The following is a 17,155-nucleotide window of genomic DNA, read 5'->3' on the forward strand; positions in this document are numbered from 1 at the left end:
AGCCCTATCTACCAAGGCATCAATCGCTTCCGTCAATGCGTGTGGAGCGGAATAGGAAACGGATAGCATCCCATGCTTTTCCTTGATGTCCATCCAGTGAAAACCTTGTGTGGCTCCCCCTTTGAGCAGCTCAGCTACGCCCGCACATAGAACGGCGATAGCCGGTAGCCAGCCTTCTGGTACGCTATTGTCTAGCCGCCGGCCTGATTCGAACTGCCAACGGTAAAGGTTATGGATGTCATCCCGGTTCATGCTGTCCTCGCTATATACGACCTGAATCGTCCCTCCTTTCCTAGACACTTCGAGAGCCTCACACTAGGCCCCACAAGGAGGTGTCATGAGCAAGCCGCGTTTCCCCGAAGAGTTCAAGATTGAAGCGGTCAAACAGGTAACCGAGCGTGGTTACCCAGTGGCCGAAGTCGCCAGCCGCCTCGGCGTCTCTGCCCACAGCCTGTATCAATGGCTGAAACGCTATGACCCCAAGCGCGCCACACCGGTCGAATCTGCAGACCAACAAGCCGAAATTCGACGCCTCAAGGCAGAGCTCAAACGGGTCACCGAGGAGCGCGACATCCTAAAAAAGGCCGCCGCATACTTTGCCAAGGAGTCCGGGTAAGGTATGCCTTCATCCGGGCCCACGCGCAGCAATTTCCAGTTCGACGACTGTGCTGGGTCATGGCAGTGCACCCCAGTGGCTACTACGCCTGGAGAGCATCCCCGCATTCACCGCGAGCGCGTGAAGACCAGCGCTTGCTGGGGCACATCAAGCAGGCTTGGCTCGAAAGTGGCGGTGTCTATGGTTATCGCAAGGTGCATGACGACCTGCAGGCTCAGGGAGAGCGCTGTGGCAAACATCGTGTGGCACGACTGATGAAGCAGGAGGGCTTACGTTCGCAGACGGGTTACCACCGGCGTCCTGGGCATTACAGTGGCCGCCCGGCAGTGGTGGCACCGAATCACTTGCAACGCCAGTTCACTGTGAATGAGCCGAATAAAGCCTGGGTGACCGACATCACTTATATCCGCACGCATGAGGGGTGGTTGTACCTGGCGGTGGTGCTGGACCTGTTCTCGCGGCAGGTGATTGGCTGGTCGATGCAGTCACGTATCGATAGAGAGCTGGTGCTGAATGCCTTATTGATGGCGGTATGGCGGCGTCAGCCCAAGCAGGAGGTACTGGTGCATTCCGACCAGGGAAGTCAGTTCAGTAGCTACGACTGGCAAGATTTTTTGAAGGCACATCGCTTGGTACCCAGCATGAGTCGGCGCGGGAACTGCCACGACAATGCTGTGGCTGAGAGTTTCTTCCAGTTGTTGAAGCGGGAGCGTATCAAGCGAAAAACCTATCACGACCGGGAGGAAGCTCGTCGTGACATCTTCGATTACATCGAGATGTTCTACAACCCGAAACGCCGGCATGGTTCCGCAAACGGGCTATCGCCGGTAGAGTTTGAGAAGCAATATTTCCAACGGCTCAAGAGTGTCTAGAGAAGCCGGGGCGATTCATTGCATCAAGGTCCAGACAAAAGCCATCGGTGAGAAGGCTTGGCACGCCCTCAACATGGATTGGCGCCCGGCATTTCTAGACCCCACCTTGGACGCTTCGGACAAGGCGCTTGACTTCAAGCCTACGTCACAAGCATGCGAATCATCCGAAACAAATCTGAGTGGCACATCCATCACCATCACAGACCTGCAGAGCGACTGGTCTAAGCAGAAACTCGTGGAAATTGCCTCGCTTCACCTTGCGAAGCTAGCAGACCCGTTCGCCAAACATCGTGCAAACAAATTTATGGAGGTCACATTTCAGGATGAGGTGATACCGGTTCCGACGCTCGATAAAGAGCCTTTGAACTATGTTGATGCGGTGGTAGAAGCGAATCTTCGCTACGACGACAATGATGCTCCGATTCTAAAGGTTCACGTTAACTATATAACCCACAAAAAGGAACGCACGCTGGAGCTTAGTGGCGATGCTCTTCGAGCTTGCGTTCGAGAGGGTCTCGAAAAACGCACCTCCAAAAGCAAACCACTTGTTGACGCAGAGATCGTTGCACGAGCGTTGAACCATCTTGGGCCATGGGAGCTGAAATTTTACTGGTTTAACCGTGGTCGCATACAGCGTAAGCACCGGGAGTTATATGATAACCAGATAAAAAGTTTTCTAGAGCAATGGTCTGGTGGCCTGTTGATTTATCGTGACGGTTATCGCGTGTATCCATACGGAGGACGCTCCGATGACTGGCTGGACCTAGACAAGAAGGCCTTAGCCTCCTCGGCATACAAGTTGAACCGTGCGCAGATCGTGGGCTACCTCAGGCTCTCGAGTATTGCAAACCCCGCACTCCTCGATCAAACCAATCGGGAAGGTTTTCGAGACTCTCCCGACCGAGAGGCGCTTAAGCGAGTGCTACGCTGGGTAATTGCTGGTTCTGTAAGACAGTTCCTCGAGCAAGTTGATCGTGAAATCGAGCCACCTCTTACTGAGGTAAAACAGAAGGTAGATCAACAAATTACAACATCGAAGGGACTTGCGGTCGAGGCGCTGCGGAGCATCAAAAGAGCAGCCCCAACTGAAACAACAAACGTCGCCACAGTCATGCGTGCGTTTGACCAAGTCTCGGAAGCGTGGGAACGCGCGAAGCTCCGAATCGAAAACTTTGACAAGGAAATCGAAGGCTACATTCACCTGGCGGGGGTGGGGCTAATGCTTGAGTTTATTGCGCATGAACTGTCACGCGTAACACAGGACACATTGAAAGCGGTTACTAGCGGGAAGATGTCGCCACTGGCCGTTGAAGCACAACTGAAGACCCTAGAGAAACGGGTCCGAATTCTCGACGAGCTCAGTATTCCTGGTCGCCAACTACGATTCCAACAGTCCATTCTCGACATTGCCCTACTACTAAGCGATTTCCATCAAGCCAAGGCTGCGCGCAGCAGCATTACGCTCCGCGTCACACCGACATCGGAGAAAAATCCTTGGGAGGAAAAAGTCGAGAAGGGGCAGGTTCTTCAGATTTTGGACAACCTTATAAGCAACTCTTTCTACTGGCTTGACAACCGATTCGACAAGAGCGAGCCCGGCGTCATCGACATCCAAGTCGTCAAGAGTGCACGCCAGGTGCGAGTAACGGATAACGGTCCAGGCGTTCCAAACGACCGCAGAGAATTCATCTTCGAGCAATTTGCAACGACCAAGCCTCCTCGCGAAGGACGCGGGCTTGGCCTTTACATCGCCCGCAGGCTTGCAGAAGAGAACGGTGCAACACTGGAACTCGCGCCGCCCGGAGAGGACGGAATGGCACGAACGTTCATTCTCGAATTCGGAAATAAGACACCCTAACTAAGCATTTCAAAATGAAATCGTCATCAAGAAATTGAGGCGTAGAGATTCGTTATGCCATTGAATATTCGTAAGGCTGTTGTCATCGACGACGCGTTGGGCCCACCACCCCCTGGGTTGGTACAGCAGGCGCAGAAAGATAACTGGGCTGATTTCGTCTTCCGCTCTGAAGCAGCAGTTAACGCACTAAATCGGGAACTCTTTACTGAACAACCGCTCGATGCGGAGGCCCTCGTCGAAACGCTAACTAGCCAGCATTCGCATTTGACCAGGCTTTGGCACTTACTAAGGGATGGAAAGATCCCTGAAGCGAACTTTGCCTTACTCTTCGAAGAAGCGGAGGCCGAAATGATGGCGCGGGCAGGTTCGGCGAATTTGGTTGTTGAGTATCTTCAACAACTCGTCGGTACACAGAACGTTTCGACTTTTTGGGCATACGATGGGGCAACCGAAGCCCTTGCGGCAGCGGATGTTGCTTTTGTTGACTTTTACCTCAACAACGATGAGACAGAAGCAAATGCTCTTGACCGCATCGCAGCAGCTGCTCCCCAACTTAAAGGCCCGACGCTTCTTTTCTTTATGTCGTCACAGGCAACCCTCGAACAGCAGCAAAAAGTCCGGGAGAAGATTAATCGGCGTAGCGCCTTCTTTGATGTCATGCTCAAGACGGACATCAATACGGATTTCTTGGATTCCAAAATAGGGACCAAACGAGAGTCTTTCGATAGCAATCGTGCACTGGAGAATGTTATCAACCAGGCGGTCGACGCAGCTAATGCCGCGGTGGCCGAGTTTCGTGTGCGATGTGCCGAACTCGAGGTACACGACCTGAGGCTCCTAAATCTGACTAGATTGGAAGCCGAGGGGGAATCTTTGCAGGAGTACCTAACGTGGCTATTCTCTGAAGCGCTTGCAGCCAAGACGCGCCGCTTAGCTCTCAGCCATGTACAAGACAGCGTCATTGAACCTGCGGCGATTGGGTTTTCAGGCCAAGTATCCCAAGGTACAGTTCTCTTCGACTTGTTTTCTGAGGTGGTGTTTGGCCCCCCCTTGGCGGCAGACAAGGGAATTCGTTTCGGTGAGGTTTTTCAATGTGTGGCCGAGCCGAACGAATACCTTGTGGTGCTAACTCCGGCTTGTGATTTGCAGCGGTGCGACCCTGATAAAACTGTATTGTGTGCAAGGGCGTTGGCGCTTGATTACAGCGGTCCTCGCGAAATCACAAAGTCAAAGTTATTCGGAAAGCTAAATGAAGGGAAGCTTTGTCACCTGCTAACAACAGGCTCGAGCGGCAACGGCAAGCCGATTTTTTCCCTGCTTACTTGGGCCTCCGCGCGAATCACGACTTTGACCGTTGCGGAGCTAAAGGCCGCAGAATATAGACGTGTGGCACTGATGAACGAAATCTTCGCACAGGAGGTGAAGGAAGACGTTCTCCGAGTCCTAGGGCGTGTGGGCACTCAGATTGATCCGCCGCCCCCGCAAGCGCTCGATGCCGTGCTATCTTGGAAAACAGCTGCCGGCAACGCTTGGCAAACAGAAGCAACTCCCGCGAATCGGTTCGCTTCAGCCTTGCTCACCTTCTCCGCAGACAAGAACGGCGCAGTTGCGGTGATTTCCGATGAATTCAAACTTTGGGCAAAGCGAAAAATATTCGACAGCTTCGATGGGCCCCCCCCTGAGAGTCTGACTAGATGTCTAACCACGCTTGCGGCTGAAAGCCAGTTCAAAATGAATAAGGCTTTCAAATGTGAGAGCGGGGCTTTGACTGTCAGGCTCATCGACCCCACACTAAATCCACCCAATGAGCCCAACGCTTGGATCGTGATAACACTACTTACAGGCTCCCCACAGGAGCAAAACGAAGACGACGGGTAATCCCCTGTGTCACCGAGCACATTTGTGCTTGGATCAACGATGACCGGATCGACGCCCCCCGGAAGCGACTAGCTACAAAATGATTTCTAGCTGAAGGGGTGGTCATTGGTAGTAGCCTCTCTAGTGTTTGTGGCACTGACTACTTTTGACTAGTGGATTTGTGAATGCTGCAAGTCTCATCGATTACTTGGAAATAAAAAATGGCCTCCAAAGTTGGAGGCCATTTGCTAATCGAAGTGCACAGAGCAGAATCCCAAAAATCTAGAAAAGTGGGAAATATCTAGATATTCGTGGGATCCTACAGCTTACACATCAATATTCCGCGCAATCAGGGCGTTGCCTTCGATAAAGGCGCGGCGGGGTTCTACGTCGTCGCCCATCAGGGTGGTGAACACGTCGTCGGCGCCCATCACGTCCTCGATGCGTACCTTCAGCAGGCGGCGCACGTTCGGGTCCATGGTGGTTTCCCACAGTTGTTCCGGGTTCATTTCGCCCAGGCCTTTGTAGCGCTGGATGTTCATGCCCTTTTTCACTTCGGCCAGCAGCCAGTCCAGTGCTTGGCCAAATTCGCTGATCGGCTTCACGGTTTCGCCACGGCGTACTGCTGCGCCTTCTTGCAGCAGGCCGCTGAGCAGTTCGCCGGTTTTGGCCAGTTCCGCGTAGTCGCCGGTTTCCAGGAAGTCCTGGTCCAGTACGGTAACCAGCACGTTGCCGTGCAGTTTGCGGATGATCTTGATCAGGTGGCCGTCGTTCTTTTCGTCGTGCAGCAGTTCCAGCGTGATGGCTTCTGCCGGTACCAGCGCGCGCAGGCGGGCGATGGTGTCGTTGGAGGCTTGTTCGCTGGCCAGTGACAGGCGGCCGGACTTGAGCATGGCTTCCAGCACCAGCGGGTCGATGACGCGGCTTTCGCGTTCGATCACGGCGCGGGCCAGCAGGAATTGGCGGGCTACTTCGGCCAGGGTGTCGCCGGCCAGCGGGGCGGCATCGGTGCCGGGGACGAGTTCGGCTTTTTCCAGTGCCAGTTGCAGCAGGTACTGGTTCAGCTCGTAGTCGTCCTTCAGGTAGCGCTCTTGCTTGCCGTGCTTGGCCTTGTACAGCGGCGGCTGGGCGATGTAGATGTGGCCGCGTTCTACCAGTTCGTGCATCTGGCGGTAGAAGAAGGTAAGCAGCAGGGTGCGGATGTGGGCGCCGTCGACGTCGGCGTCAGTCATGATGATGATGCGGTGGTAGCGCAGCTTGTCCGGGTTGTATTCGTCCTTGCCGATACCGCAGCCCATGGCGGTAATCAGGGTGGCCACTTCCTGGCTTTGCAGCATCTTGTCGAAGCGGGCGCGTTCCACGTTGAGGATCTTGCCCTTCAGCGGCAGGATGGCCTGGAATTTGCGGTCGCGGCCTTGCTTGGCGGAGCCGCCGGCGGAGTCACCCTCGACCAGGTACAGTTCGCACAGCTTGGGGTCTTTTTCCTGGCAGTCGGCCAGTTTGCCGGGCAGGCCCAGGCCGTCCATGATGCCTTTGCGGCGGGTGATTTCGCGGGCCTTGCGCGCGGCTTCACGGGCGCGGGCGGCATCGACGATCTTGCCGCAGATGGTTTTGGCGTCGTTGGGGTTTTCCAGCAAATAGCTCTTGAGCGCTTCGCTGATGACTTCGTTGACCACCGGGCCGATTTCGCCGGATACCAGCTTGTCCTTGGTCTGGCTGGAGAACTTGGGGTCCGGCAGCTTGACGGACAGTACGCAGGTGAGGCCTTCGCGCATGTCGTCGCCGGTGGTGTCCACCTTGGCCTTTTTGGCCACTTCGTGTTCTTCGATGTACTGGTTGAGTGTGCGGGTCATCACCTGACGCAGCGCGGTCATGTGGGTGCCGCCGTCACGCTGCGGGATGTTGTTGGTGAAGCACTGGACGCTTTCCTGGTAGGAGTCGTTCCATTGCATGGCCACTTCTACCGTCATGCCGTCTTTTTCGCCAATACCGTGGAACACCTTGGGGTGCAGCACGTTCTTGTTGCGGTTCATGTATTCGACAAAACCGGCTACGCCGCCGGAGAAGGCGAAGTTTTCTTCCTTGCCGCTGCGCTTGTCCAGCAGGTTGATGCCCACGCCCTGGTTGAGGAAGGACAGCTCGCGGATGCGCTTGGCCAGGATGTCGAAGTGGAATTCTACCAGGCCAAAGGTTTCTTCGCTGGCGCGGAAGGTCACTTCGGTGCCACGGTGGTTGCTGTGGCCGGTTACGGTGAGCGGGGCCACGGCGTCGCCACGACGGAATTCCATTTCGTGCACCTTGCCGTCACGCCAGATCTTCAGCTTCAGCCAGTCGGACAGCGCGTTCACCACGGAGACGCCCACGCCGTGCAGGCCGCCGGAGATCTTGTAGCTGTTGCTGTCGAATTTGCCGCCGGCGTGCAGGATGGTCATGATCACTTCGGCCGCCGAACGTCCTTCTTCCGGGTGGATGTCGGTGGGGATGCCCCGGCCGTTGTCCGATACGGTGATGGAGTTGTCGGGGTTGATGATGACCTTGATGGTGTCGGCATGGCCGGCCAGGGCTTCGTCAATGGCGTTGTCCAGCACTTCAAACACCATGTGGTGCAGACCGGTGCCGTCCGAGGTATCGCCAATGTACATGCCGGGGCGTTTGCGTACTGCATCCAGACCCTTGAGGACTTTAATGCTATCCGCGCCGTATTCCTGTTCGCTCATCCGCTTCTTTCCTGCGGTGGGGGAGGGGGCGGAGGGGGCTGTCCCCGTCCGCGCTGTACCGCCCTTTGCCGCTTATACTCAAAATCTCGAAAACTGCTGCTTGTGGCAGCGGCTACGTCCGACTGTGTTGCTGCATCAGATGCGCATCGGCATCACGATGTACTTGAAGTTGCTGTAGTCGGGAATGGTGACCAGCGTGCTGCGGTTGGAGTCGCCAAACGCCATCTGCAGGGTGTCGGCCGGCAGGTTGGTCAGCACATCTAGCAGGTAGTTGATGTTGAAGCCGATTTCCAGCTCGCCGCCCTGGTAGGCGATTTCCAGTTCTTCTTCCGCTTCTTCCTGTTCGCTGTTGGTACACAGGATGGACATCTTGCCCGGTGCCAGTACCAGTCGCACGCCACGGAATTTTTCGTTGGCCAGAATGGCGGCGCGTTGCAGCGCGTGCAGGAAGGTGAGGCGTTCGATCAGGAAGATCTTGTCGTTATCCAGCGGAATCACGCGGTTGTAGTCGGGGAACTTGCCGTCTACCACCTTGCTGATGATCACGGTGGAGCCAAAGCTGAAGCGCACCTGGTTGGCCAGCACTTCGATATTGATTTCGTCGTCGCTGTCCTGCAGCAGCTTGTACAGCTCCAGGATGGTCTTGCGCGGCAGGATGACTTCGGCCTTGGGCAGGGTGGCTTCCACGTCGGCGCTGGCAAAGGCCAGGCGGTGGCCGTCGGTGGCGATCAGCTTGACTTGGTTGCCGTCGGTTTGCATCAACAGGCCGTTGAGGTAGTAACGGATGTCCTGCACGGCCATGGCAAACTGCACCTGCGAAATCAGGCGTTTCAGTTCGCGCTGCGGCAGGGTGAAGCTGGCATCAGAGGCCGAGCCCACCGACAGCAGCGGGAAGTCTTCCGCCGGCAGGGTTTGCAGGTTGAAGCGGCTTTTGCCGGCTTTCAGCGTCAGGCGGCCGTCCAGTTGTTCCAGCGTGACGGTGGCCTTGTCCGGGATGGCGCGCAGGATGTCCTGCAGCTTTTTGGCCGAGGTGGTCAGGCGGAAGTCTTCGCCCGGCAGTTCGTCGGCACTGGCGGTGGTGATCTGGATTTCCAGATCGGTGGCCAGAAAGCCTACCTGGCCGCCCTTCTTTTCAATCAGTACATTGGAAAGAATCGGCAGGGTATGGCGTCGTTCGACAATACCGGTCACCGCCAGCAGGGGCTTGAGAAGGGCATCGCGTTCGGCTTGCAGGATCAGCATGTTTCGGGCTCCCGAATGTGTCCAGAGTCAGTTATCGGTTGAATCAACATCGTTCAGTTACGCAGCATGGATAGCAGCGTATCGTAATCGTGTGCCATATCGGCGTCATTACTGCGCATTTCGGCAATGGTCTTGCAGGCATGCAGCACGGTGGTGTGGTCGCGCCCGCCAAAGGCGTCGCCGATATTGGGCAGGGAAAGCTGGGTCAGCTCCTTGGCCAGTGCCATCGCCACCTGGCGCGGCCGGGCGATATCGCGGCTGCGCTTTTTGCTGTGCATGTCGGACAGCTTGATCTTGTAGTACTCGGCCACCGTTTTCTGGATGGCATCTACCGTGACCTGGCGGTTGCCGGCGGCCAGGATGTCTTTCAGTGCTTCTTTTACCAGATCCAGCGAGATGTTCTGGTTGGTAAAGCGGGCATAGGCCACCACGCGTTTGAGCGCGCCTTCCAGTTCGCGCACGTTGGAGCGCACGTTCTGGGCAATGAAAAACGCCACCGGGTGATCCAGCTTGATGCTGTCGGCCTCGGCCTTTTTCATCAAAATAGCCACACGCATTTCCAGCTCCGGCGGCTGGATTTCCACGGTTAGGCCCCAGGAGAAGCGCGAGATCAGCCGCTCTTCCATGCCTTCTATCTGCTTGGGGTAGGTGTCACAGGTCATGATGACCTGCTTGCCGCCCTCGATCAGTGCATTGAAGGCGTAGAAGAATTCTTCCTGGGTGCGGTTCTTGCCGGCAAAAAACTGGATGTCGTCGATCAGCAGCAGGTCCAGCGAGTGGTAGTAGCGCTTGAATTCGTCAAACGCCTTGTGCTGATAGGCGCGCATGATGTCGGCCACATAGCGTTCGGCGTGGATGTAGCGGATCTTGGCCTGCGGGTTCTTCTGGAACACGTGGTTACCGATGGCCTGAATCAAGTGGGTCTTACCCAGGCCCACGCCACCATAGACAAACAGCGGGTTGTAGGCCTGGTCGCCCGGGTTTTCGGCAATCTGCATGGCAGCGGCGCGCGCCAGCTGGTTACCTTTACCCGTTACCAGGGTGTCAAAGGTAAACGAGGGGTTGAGCCGGGTGCTTTCGTGGCTGCCGCCAATGGCTTTTACTGCGGCCTGCTTGGCCTGGCTGGGAATGTTGCTGGCTGCCGGGGTGGGCGCGGGTTTGCGCACGCCATTGCCCACGGCTGCGGGCACGGCCAGTGGCTTGCTGCTGGGCGCACCCAGGCGCAGCTCGACCGGTGCTTCGCCAACCAGCTCGACAGCCAGTTCTTCAATGCGGCCGAGGAAACGGTCTTTGATGAACTGCATGATGAAGCGATTGGGTGCAAACAGCGCAATGCCTTCATCGTTGGCTTCGGCCGCCAGCGGCTTGATCCAGGTGTTGAACTGCTGTGAAGACAGTTCGGCCTCGAGGCGAGCGAGGCAGGCAGGCCAGAATTGATCCAGTTCGGTCATTAAGTACACACAAGTAAAAGCAAAAACCCGCCGTGACGATTATCAGGTTCGGCGGGATGGGCCATGGTTTGCCGCCCGGTGGGTTGGCCGGCGCAGTGCGCCTGGCGTGGGGCGTAACCTTGGCATGTGTTCATGCATGGCAGTGGCTTGCACCATCCTCCTGTCGCGCATACCGCCCTGGGCGGGTGGTCTCGTTTAATAATTACGCAGGGGGTGAGGTGCGTTAAGTTTCGACATTCTAACGGTTTTCAGCAAAGTTATCCACAGGTGTACTAAAAATTTGCCATTGACAAGCGGCGGTTTTTCTTGTGAAATCACGCGTTTATTTCCGTTTCGAAACAGGAATTCTTTATCATGAAGCGTACTTACCAGCCTTCCAATACCCGCCGCAAGCGCACTCACGGCTTCCTCGTTCGCATGAAGTCCCGCGGTGGCCGCGCAGTGATTGCCGCCCGTCGTGCCAAGGGTCGCAAGCGCCTGGCCGTATAAGTTAGCAATGACTTATCGCTTTCGCCGTGTGCACCGGCTATTAAAAACGGATGAATTTTCATCCGTTTTTAGTTTGCGGCAAGCGCGCAGCACAGCTTTGTTTCAGGTGTACGCCCGCCCCAATGAATTGGGCCATGCCCGTGTCGGCCTTGTTGTCGGCAAAAAGGTTCACAAGCGGGCAGTACGCCGAAACTACATCAAGCGTACGGTACGCGAGTGGTTTCGCCTGAACCAGGCGGCTTTGCCGGCGCAGGACTACATCGTCCGAGCCAAACAGGCCTTTTCCCGCGCTGACAGAGCAGAAGCTGTCATCGCCTTGTCTACACTCTTTGCTAAACTGGCACGATGTCGCGCCTCCTCATCCTCCTGATCCGTTTTTATCAACTGGCCATCAGCCCCTGGCTGGCACCACGGTGCCGCTATGTGCCGACCTGTTCCAGTTACGCGATCGAGGCGGTGAGAAAGCATGGCGCCTGCAAGGGCGGCTTTCTGGCGATGAAACGCATCGGGCGCTGTCACCCCTGGGGTGGCAGTGGTTATGACCCGGTTCCCTGAACTTTCCGGTATCGTAGAGATGGATTCCAAGCGACTCATAATCTTCATCGTCCTGTCCATGGGCATCCTCCTGCTGTGGCAGGAGTACTTTGCGCCCAAGCCTGCTCCGCAGCAGGTGGCACAGACCCAAACGGCTTCGCAGCCGGACGCACAGGCCAGCCATACCGCCAGCGCCCAGCCTGCTGATGCAGCCAAGCTTACCGCCGGTCAGCGCATTCGCGTCAGCACCGATGTGATCAAGGCCGAAATCGATACCGTAGGCGGCGACCTGCGTCAGCTCGACCTGCTGAAGCACGATTCCGCCACGGATGCCAAAAAGCCGTTCGAGCTGCTCACCGACAAGAATGGTCGCGTGTATGTAGCCCAGACCGGCCTGGTGGCAGCCAGCAATCCGGCACTGCCCACCCACAAAACCGTCTATAGCGCCGAGCAGTCCAGCTACACCCTGAGCGGCGACAGCCTGCAGGTGAAACTGACCGCCCCGGTGGCGAATGGCGTGCAGGTGGTGAAAACCTACACCTTCAAGAAGGGCAGTTACGATATCGGGGTTCGCTTCGACATCCACAACGGCGGCAGCACGCCGCTGGCCCCGACCGCCTATTACCGTCTGTTGCGTGACGGCCAGGCACCGGAAGGCGAAGGCCGCTTTGCCCACACCTTTACCGGCCCGGCTGTTTACACTGCCGACAACAAGTTCCAGAAGGTTTCCTTCGAAGACCTGGCCAAGGGCAAGGGCGACTACGCCAAGAACGCCACCGACGGCTGGGTGGGCATGCTGCAGCATTACTTCATGACCGCCTGGATCCTGAAGCCGGTGGATGCTGCCAGCGTGTGCAAGGATGAAAAATCCTGCCACTTCGAGCTGAAGGACAGCAACGGCCTGTACTCGGCTGCGGCCACCGTGGACCTGAAAACCATCAACCCCGGCCAGACCGCCTCCATCGCCGTGCCGCTGTATGCCGGCCCGGAAGACTACAGCGTGCTGACCCGTGTTGCTGATGGCCTGGAATATTCCAAGGACTATGGCTGGGTGCACATCTTTGCTTCGCCGCTGTTCTGGCTGCTGACCAAGCTGCACGGTCTGGTACAGAACTGGGGCTGGGCGATTGTGCTGCTGACCCTCACCGTCAAGGCCATCTTCTACCCGCTGACTGCTGCATCCTACCGCTCCATGGCCAAGATGAAGGCCCTGGCACCGCGTCTGGAGCGCATGAAGGAACAATACGGCGACGACCGCATGAAGTTCCAGCAGGCTGTGATGGAGATGTACAAGAGCGAGAAGGTGAATCCGCTGGGTGGCTGTCTGCCCATGCTGATCCAGATCCCGGTGTTCATCGGCCTGTACTGGGCGCTGCTGGCTTCGGTCGAGCTGCGTCAGGCTCCGTGGATCCTGTGGTACACCGACCTGGCCCGTCCGGACCCGTTCTATGTACTGCCGGTGATCATGGCCGCTACCATGTTCCTGCAAACCTTCCTGAACCCGCCGCCGACTGATCCGATGCAGGCCAAGATGATGAAAATCATGCCGGTTGCCTTCTCGGCCATGTTCTTCTTCTTCCCGGCTGGTCTGGTGCTGTACTACGCAGTCAACAACATCCTGTCGATTGCCCAGCAGTGGTACATCAACAAGAGCATTGAAAACAGCAAGAAAGTCGCGCTGCAGTCCTGATGTGGACGGTAGTGCCCCAGAAAGCCCGGCCGGATAAAGGCCGGGCTTTTTTCTGATACAGTAAAAATCAGCGCAAGCTGACCGAAACAGCTGCCGCCGCACGCCCCGCGGCTGTTTCGGCCAGCCTGTCAGCCGCAAGGAAAGCCCGCATGTCTACTCTCTACGCTCCCGTCACCATCTGTGCCATTGCCACTGCACCCGGTCGCGGTGGCGTGGGCGTCATCCGTGTGTCCGGCCGTGATCTGCTGCCTTTTGCCGCGGCACTGAGCGGCGGCAAGCAGCCCAAGCCGCGTTATGCCACCTATACCGACTTCTACGCTGCCGATGGCCAGGCCATCGACAACGGCCTGCTGCTGTACTTCCCCGGCCCCAACAGCTTTACCGGTGAAGACGTACTGGAATTGCAGGGCCACGGCGGGCCGGTGGTGCTCAACATGCTGCTGTCGCGCTGCCTGCAACTGGGCGCACGGCTGGCCGAGCCGGGCGAGTTCTCCAAACGCGCTTTCCTGAATGACAAGATGGACCTGGCCCAGGCTGAAAGCGTGGCCGACCTGATCGACGCCTCCAGTGAAAGTGCAGCCCGCAGCGCGCTCAAGTCGCTGAAGGGGGCGTTTTCCAATGAAATCCATGTGCTGGTGGATGAGCTGATCACCCTGCGCATGCTGGTGGAAGCCACGCTGGATTTCCCGGAAGAGGAAATCGATTTTCTCAAGCAGGCCGACGCGCTGGGCAAACTGCAAACCCTGCGCCAGCGCCTGCAACAGGTACAGGCCACGGCGCGGCAGGGGGCCATCCTGCGCGAGGGCATGCATGTGGTGCTGGTGGGCCAGCCCAATGTCGGCAAGTCCAGCCTGATGAATGCGCTGGCGGGGGATGATGTTGCCATCGTCACCGATATCGCCGGCACCACCCGCGACACCGTGCGCGAGGAAATCGTTATCGACGGCGTGCCGGTGCACATCATCGATACCGCCGGCCTGCGTGATACCGACGATGTGGTGGAGAAAATCGGCATCGAACGCACCTGGCAGGCGGTAGAGCGCGCCGATGTGGCGCTGGTGCTGGTGGATAGCCGCGACGGCGTCACCGCCGAGCTGGAGGCCATTCTGGAGCGCATTCCGCCGCAACTGCCGCGCCTGTTCATCTACAACAAGGCCGACCTCAGCGGCGACGCCATCGGCCTGTCTGAACAGGATGGCCGCAGCGTACTGCACCTGTCCGCCCGCACCCATGCCGGGGTCGATCTGCTGAAAGCCCGCCTGCTGGAGCTGATTGGCTACAGCGGGGCCAGCGAAGGGGTGTTCCTGGCACGCGAACGCCATCTGGACGCCATTCGCCGTGCTGCCGAACACATGGAGCTGGCGCATACAGATTGGGAAATGGTGGAAATCTTCGCCGAAGAGCTGCGATTGGCGCAGAACGCGCTATCGGAAATCACCGGCCAGTTCACCCCGGACGACTTGCTGGGCGTGATTTTTAGTCGTTTTTGCATCGGCAAGTAACACCCGCCAGCTGCTTCTCCCGGCCGGGCGCCTGCAGCCTGGCGCTTGCCGCAACAAAATTCCAACAATCTTCCACCTGGCTTTGCTGTACCGTTGGGTACAGGCATTTCTCCTGCCGTTTTGCCATGTCTCGCGGATCAAGTCTGATGGAACAAATCACCGTATACGCCTTCCCGGTTTTCCTGCTGCTGATGCTGGGGGAACTGGGCTATGGCCTGGCCATTGGCCGCAACACCTATCGCCTGAGTGACGCGCTGGCCAGCCTGAGCCAGGGTTTGCTCAGCCAGCTGGTGGCCAGTGTCAGTACCTTGTTCCAGATCGGCCTGTATGCGCTGACATGGCGGCACCTGGCGTTGTTTCCCCGTGCTGCGCTATGGAATAGCGTGTGGGGCTGGCTGCTGGCCATCGTGATGTTCGATTTCTGCGATTACTGGCTGCACCGGGTGGGGCATGAGAGCGCGGTGTTCTGGGCGGCGCATGCCGTGCATCACCAGAGCCAGGATTTCAATCTGTCCACCGCACTGCGCCAGGAAAGCACCGTGGCCTTTCTCGGCTGGCCGTTTTATTTGCCCATGGCGCTGGCCGGTGTCGCTCCGGCCCAATTTGCGCTGGCCGGGCTGATCGTCTTGCTCTACCAGTTCTGGATTCATACCGAGCATATCGGCAAGCTGGGCTGGTTCGACCGGGTGTTTTCTTCCCCGTCCAATCACCGGGTGCATCATGCGGTGAATGACCCGTACCTGGACAAGAACTACGGCGGCATGTTGATCATCTGGGACCGGCTGTTCGGCACCTTTGCCGAGGAGGACGAAGCCCCGGTATACGGCACCCGCAGCCCGCTCAACAGCTGGAATCCCTTGTGGGCGGTGGCATCGGGCTATGTGCCGCTGTGGCGGCTGGCTTGCCAGGCCCCGCGCTGGCAGGACAAGTTCAAGGTATGGTTCAAGCCGCCGGGCTGGCTGCCGGCCGGCGTGGCGGATAACAGCCCGGCCTTTGATCTGCAGCGCGCCCGCCAGCGCTTTGATCTGCCGCTGACCCGCACCAGTATGGCGCTGGCCCTGCTGCAGTTTGTCCTGCTGACGGCCGCCGGTGCGGCTTATCTGTGGCAAGTGGATGGCCTGGACAACCTACAGCGGTGGGCATTTGCCTTGTTGCTGGTGGCCGGCCTCACCGGGCTGGGCAGCCTGCTGCAGGGACGTCTGGCTGTGGTCGGTCTGCTGCTGCTGGATGCCCTGCTCATGCTGGCTGCCTGGCTGTTGTAATAGCCTGTGTCAGCGGCTTGCGAGTGCGAGTGAGACCAGGCGAAAACGACCGAAAACAAGTGGGGAGGCGGATTCTACCTGGAGTAAATGCGCATTCCGCAGGCGTTTTTAACGCAGTATCACCGCAGCGCAGCAGACGATTAACTGGTTCTTAGGCTGCGCGCAGAAAATACCTTTTCAGTACCAGGGTTTGGCTATAGCATGAGCAAAAATCATTTTGCGGATGTCATGTTTCCTTTCCTGCGCGGGCTGTTGCCGCTGGTCCTGTCACTGTTTTTATGCCCGGTTTGGGCGGCCAGTCCACCATTGGTATTGGCATTCAATACCTTCAGCCCCTGGAAAACGCTGGATGCACACGGCCAGCCATCTGGTCCCTATGTGGAGATCGTCAAGCTGCTGGCTGCCAGGCTGGATGTCCCCGTGCAATACCTGCCCTGTCCCTTGCAACGTTGCCTGCAGGCCATGCAGCAGGGGCAGGCTGATCTGGTGATCGGCGTACGCAACAGCGATGACCGTGATGCATACATCGATTTTCTCGATCCTCCCTATGCGGCAGCCACGCCGCTGGCGATTTACCTGCGGCGTGTCGATTCGCGCAAGGTACGCCGCTATGCCGACCTCTATCCATTGCGTATTGGTGTGGTCGAGGGGATGCGCTATCAGCCTGTTTTTGATGCAGATAAACAGCTAGAGCGTGATTTTGCACCAAGTAGTCTGTCCAATTTTCGCAAGCTGCTGGCTGGGCGAGTTGATGCTGTGGTCATTAATCGGCGCAACGGCATGGAGTTGTTGCACAGCCAGGGTTGGGAAGCTCTGATTCGCGAGCAGCCACTGCAGTTGCCGGCGCAGGAAGAGCGCCGGCTCGGGCTGTCGCGTCGCTCAGCCTGGTATGCCCGGCGTGGCCGATTGACGGCGGTGCTGCGTGGCATGCTGCGTGATGGCAGCATTGCCAGATTGCTGGCCGTCATGCCCATCGCACCCAAATGACCCAGATGGCGAGTCAGCCTTCCTGTACCACTCGGGCAGAGGAGTCAGGCTCACTGCCAGTAGCCTGTGCTGCGTCAA

13 protein-coding genes are annotated in these 17,155 nt (G+C 57.7%); 10 read left to right on the forward strand and 3 right to left on the reverse strand.

The window, feature by feature from the left end; all coding sequences use genetic code 11:
- Positions 1-337 precede the first annotated feature (337 nt).
- The 3 genes from FAZ30_RS05835 (at position 338) to FAZ30_RS05845 (ending at position 5,224) form a co-directional block, all read left to right on the forward strand.
- Positions 338-1,488, forward strand: a protein-coding gene (locus tag FAZ30_RS05835) for an IS3 family transposase (RefSeq protein ID WP_137008754.1) whose coding sequence is annotated in 2 segments (ribosomal slippage) — positions 338-575 and positions 575-1,488 — 1,152 coding nt in all. Because the reading frame shifts where the segments join, the coding sequence is not laid out codon by codon here.
- Positions 1,481-3,346 carry an ATP-binding protein gene (locus FAZ30_RS05840; protein ID WP_137009033.1) on the forward strand — a complete coding sequence of 622 codons (1,866 nt, stop codon included), beginning with the start codon at positions 1,481-1,483 and terminating at the stop codon, positions 3,344-3,346. Before FAZ30_RS05835 ends, FAZ30_RS05840 begins: the two co-directional genes overlap by 8 nt.
- A gap of 54 nt (positions 3,347-3,400) precedes the next feature.
- Positions 3,401-5,224 carry a hypothetical protein gene (locus FAZ30_RS05845; RefSeq protein ID WP_137009035.1) on the forward strand — a complete coding sequence of 608 codons (1,824 nt, stop codon included), beginning with the start codon at positions 3,401-3,403 and terminating at the stop codon, positions 5,222-5,224.
- A gap of 305 nt (positions 5,225-5,529) precedes the next feature.
- Here FAZ30_RS05845 and gyrB read toward each other — a convergent pair whose 3' ends face one another.
- From gyrB to dnaA, 3 genes are all read right to left on the reverse strand, one after another.
- Positions 5,530-7,920: a DNA topoisomerase (ATP-hydrolyzing) subunit B gene (gyrB, locus tag FAZ30_RS05850; RefSeq protein ID WP_124645325.1), complete on the reverse strand. Its 2,391-nt coding sequence runs from the start codon at positions 7,918-7,920 to the stop codon at positions 5,530-5,532.
- A gap of 135 nt (positions 7,921-8,055) precedes the next feature.
- Positions 8,056-9,162 (reverse strand): DNA polymerase III subunit beta, encoded by a 1,107-nt coding sequence (gene dnaN / locus FAZ30_RS05855; RefSeq protein WP_103523662.1) that lies wholly within the window; start codon positions 9,160-9,162, stop codon positions 8,056-8,058.
- 53 nt (positions 9,163-9,215) lie between these two features.
- Entirely contained in the window at positions 9,216-10,613 is a 1,398-nt protein-coding gene (dnaA, locus tag FAZ30_RS05860) for a chromosomal replication initiator protein DnaA (RefSeq protein ID WP_124645324.1), read from the reverse strand.
- A 354-nt stretch (positions 10,614-10,967) separates the two neighbouring features.
- On the opposite strand from dnaA, the gene rpmH reads away from it, so the two are divergent.
- From rpmH to FAZ30_RS05895, 7 genes are all read left to right on the forward strand, one after another.
- Entirely contained in the window at positions 10,968-11,102 is a 135-nt protein-coding gene (gene rpmH / locus FAZ30_RS05865; RefSeq protein ID WP_103523664.1) for a 50S ribosomal protein L34, read from the forward strand.
- Between the two features lie 7 nt (positions 11,103-11,109).
- A complete protein-coding gene (rnpA, locus tag FAZ30_RS05870; RefSeq protein ID WP_124645323.1) occupies positions 11,110-11,472 on the forward strand; it encodes a ribonuclease P protein component in 363 nt (120 codons plus the stop codon).
- Entirely contained in the window at positions 11,448-11,657 is a 210-nt protein-coding gene (gene yidD, locus FAZ30_RS05875; protein ID WP_045848138.1) for a membrane protein insertion efficiency factor YidD, read from the forward strand. Before rnpA ends, yidD begins: the two co-directional genes overlap by 25 nt.
- Before the next feature lie 19 nt (positions 11,658-11,676).
- A complete protein-coding gene (gene yidC, locus FAZ30_RS05880) occupies positions 11,677-13,326 on the forward strand; it encodes a membrane protein insertase YidC (protein ID WP_124645322.1) in 1,650 nt (549 codons plus the stop codon).
- 149 nt (positions 13,327-13,475) lie between these two features.
- Positions 13,476-14,828, forward strand: coding sequence for a tRNA uridine-5-carboxymethylaminomethyl(34) synthesis GTPase MnmE (gene mnmE / locus FAZ30_RS05885; RefSeq protein WP_124645321.1), 1,353 nt, complete (start codon positions 13,476-13,478; stop codon positions 14,826-14,828).
- 146 nt (positions 14,829-14,974) lie between these two features.
- Complete coding sequence (locus FAZ30_RS05890; protein WP_124645320.1) at positions 14,975-16,090, forward strand: sterol desaturase family protein; 1,116 nt, start codon at positions 14,975-14,977, stop codon at positions 16,088-16,090.
- Between the two features lie 201 nt (positions 16,091-16,291).
- Positions 16,292-17,077: a substrate-binding periplasmic protein gene (locus FAZ30_RS05895; RefSeq protein WP_124645319.1), complete on the forward strand. Its 786-nt coding sequence runs from the start codon at positions 16,292-16,294 to the stop codon at positions 17,075-17,077.
- Positions 17,078-17,155: the final 78 nt, after the last annotated feature.

Origin of the sequence: Aquitalea aquatilis, from assembly GCF_005155025.1 — a bacterium.
Lineage (GTDB): Bacteria > Pseudomonadota > Gammaproteobacteria > Burkholderiales > Chromobacteriaceae > Aquitalea > Aquitalea aquatilis.

Coding starts and splice junctions, on each gene's coding strand:
- FAZ30_RS05845 (WP_137009035.1), top strand. CDS start 3,401: ATGCCATTGAATATTCGTAAGGCTGTTGTCATCGACGACGCGTTGGGC.
- gyrB (WP_124645325.1), bottom strand. CDS start 7,920: ATGAGCGAACAGGAATACGGCGCGGATAGCATTAAAGTCCTCAAGGGT.
- dnaN (WP_103523662.1), bottom strand. CDS start 9,162: ATGCTGATCCTGCAAGCCGAACGCGATGCCCTTCTCAAGCCCCTGCTG.
- dnaA (WP_124645324.1), bottom strand. CDS start 10,613: ATGACCGAACTGGATCAATTCTGGCCTGCCTGCCTCGCTCGCCTCGAG.
- rpmH (WP_103523664.1), top strand. CDS start 10,968: ATGAAGCGTACTTACCAGCCTTCCAATACCCGCCGCAAGCGCACTCAC.
- rnpA (WP_124645323.1), top strand. CDS start 11,110: ATGACTTATCGCTTTCGCCGTGTGCACCGGCTATTAAAAACGGATGAA.
- yidD (WP_045848138.1), top strand. CDS start 11,448: ATGTCGCGCCTCCTCATCCTCCTGATCCGTTTTTATCAACTGGCCATC.
- yidC (WP_124645322.1), top strand. CDS start 11,677: ATGGATTCCAAGCGACTCATAATCTTCATCGTCCTGTCCATGGGCATC.
- mnmE (WP_124645321.1), top strand. CDS start 13,476: ATGTCTACTCTCTACGCTCCCGTCACCATCTGTGCCATTGCCACTGCA.
- FAZ30_RS05890 (WP_124645320.1), top strand. CDS start 14,975: ATGGAACAAATCACCGTATACGCCTTCCCGGTTTTCCTGCTGCTGATG.
- FAZ30_RS05895 (WP_124645319.1), top strand. CDS start 16,292: ATGAGCAAAAATCATTTTGCGGATGTCATGTTTCCTTTCCTGCGCGGG.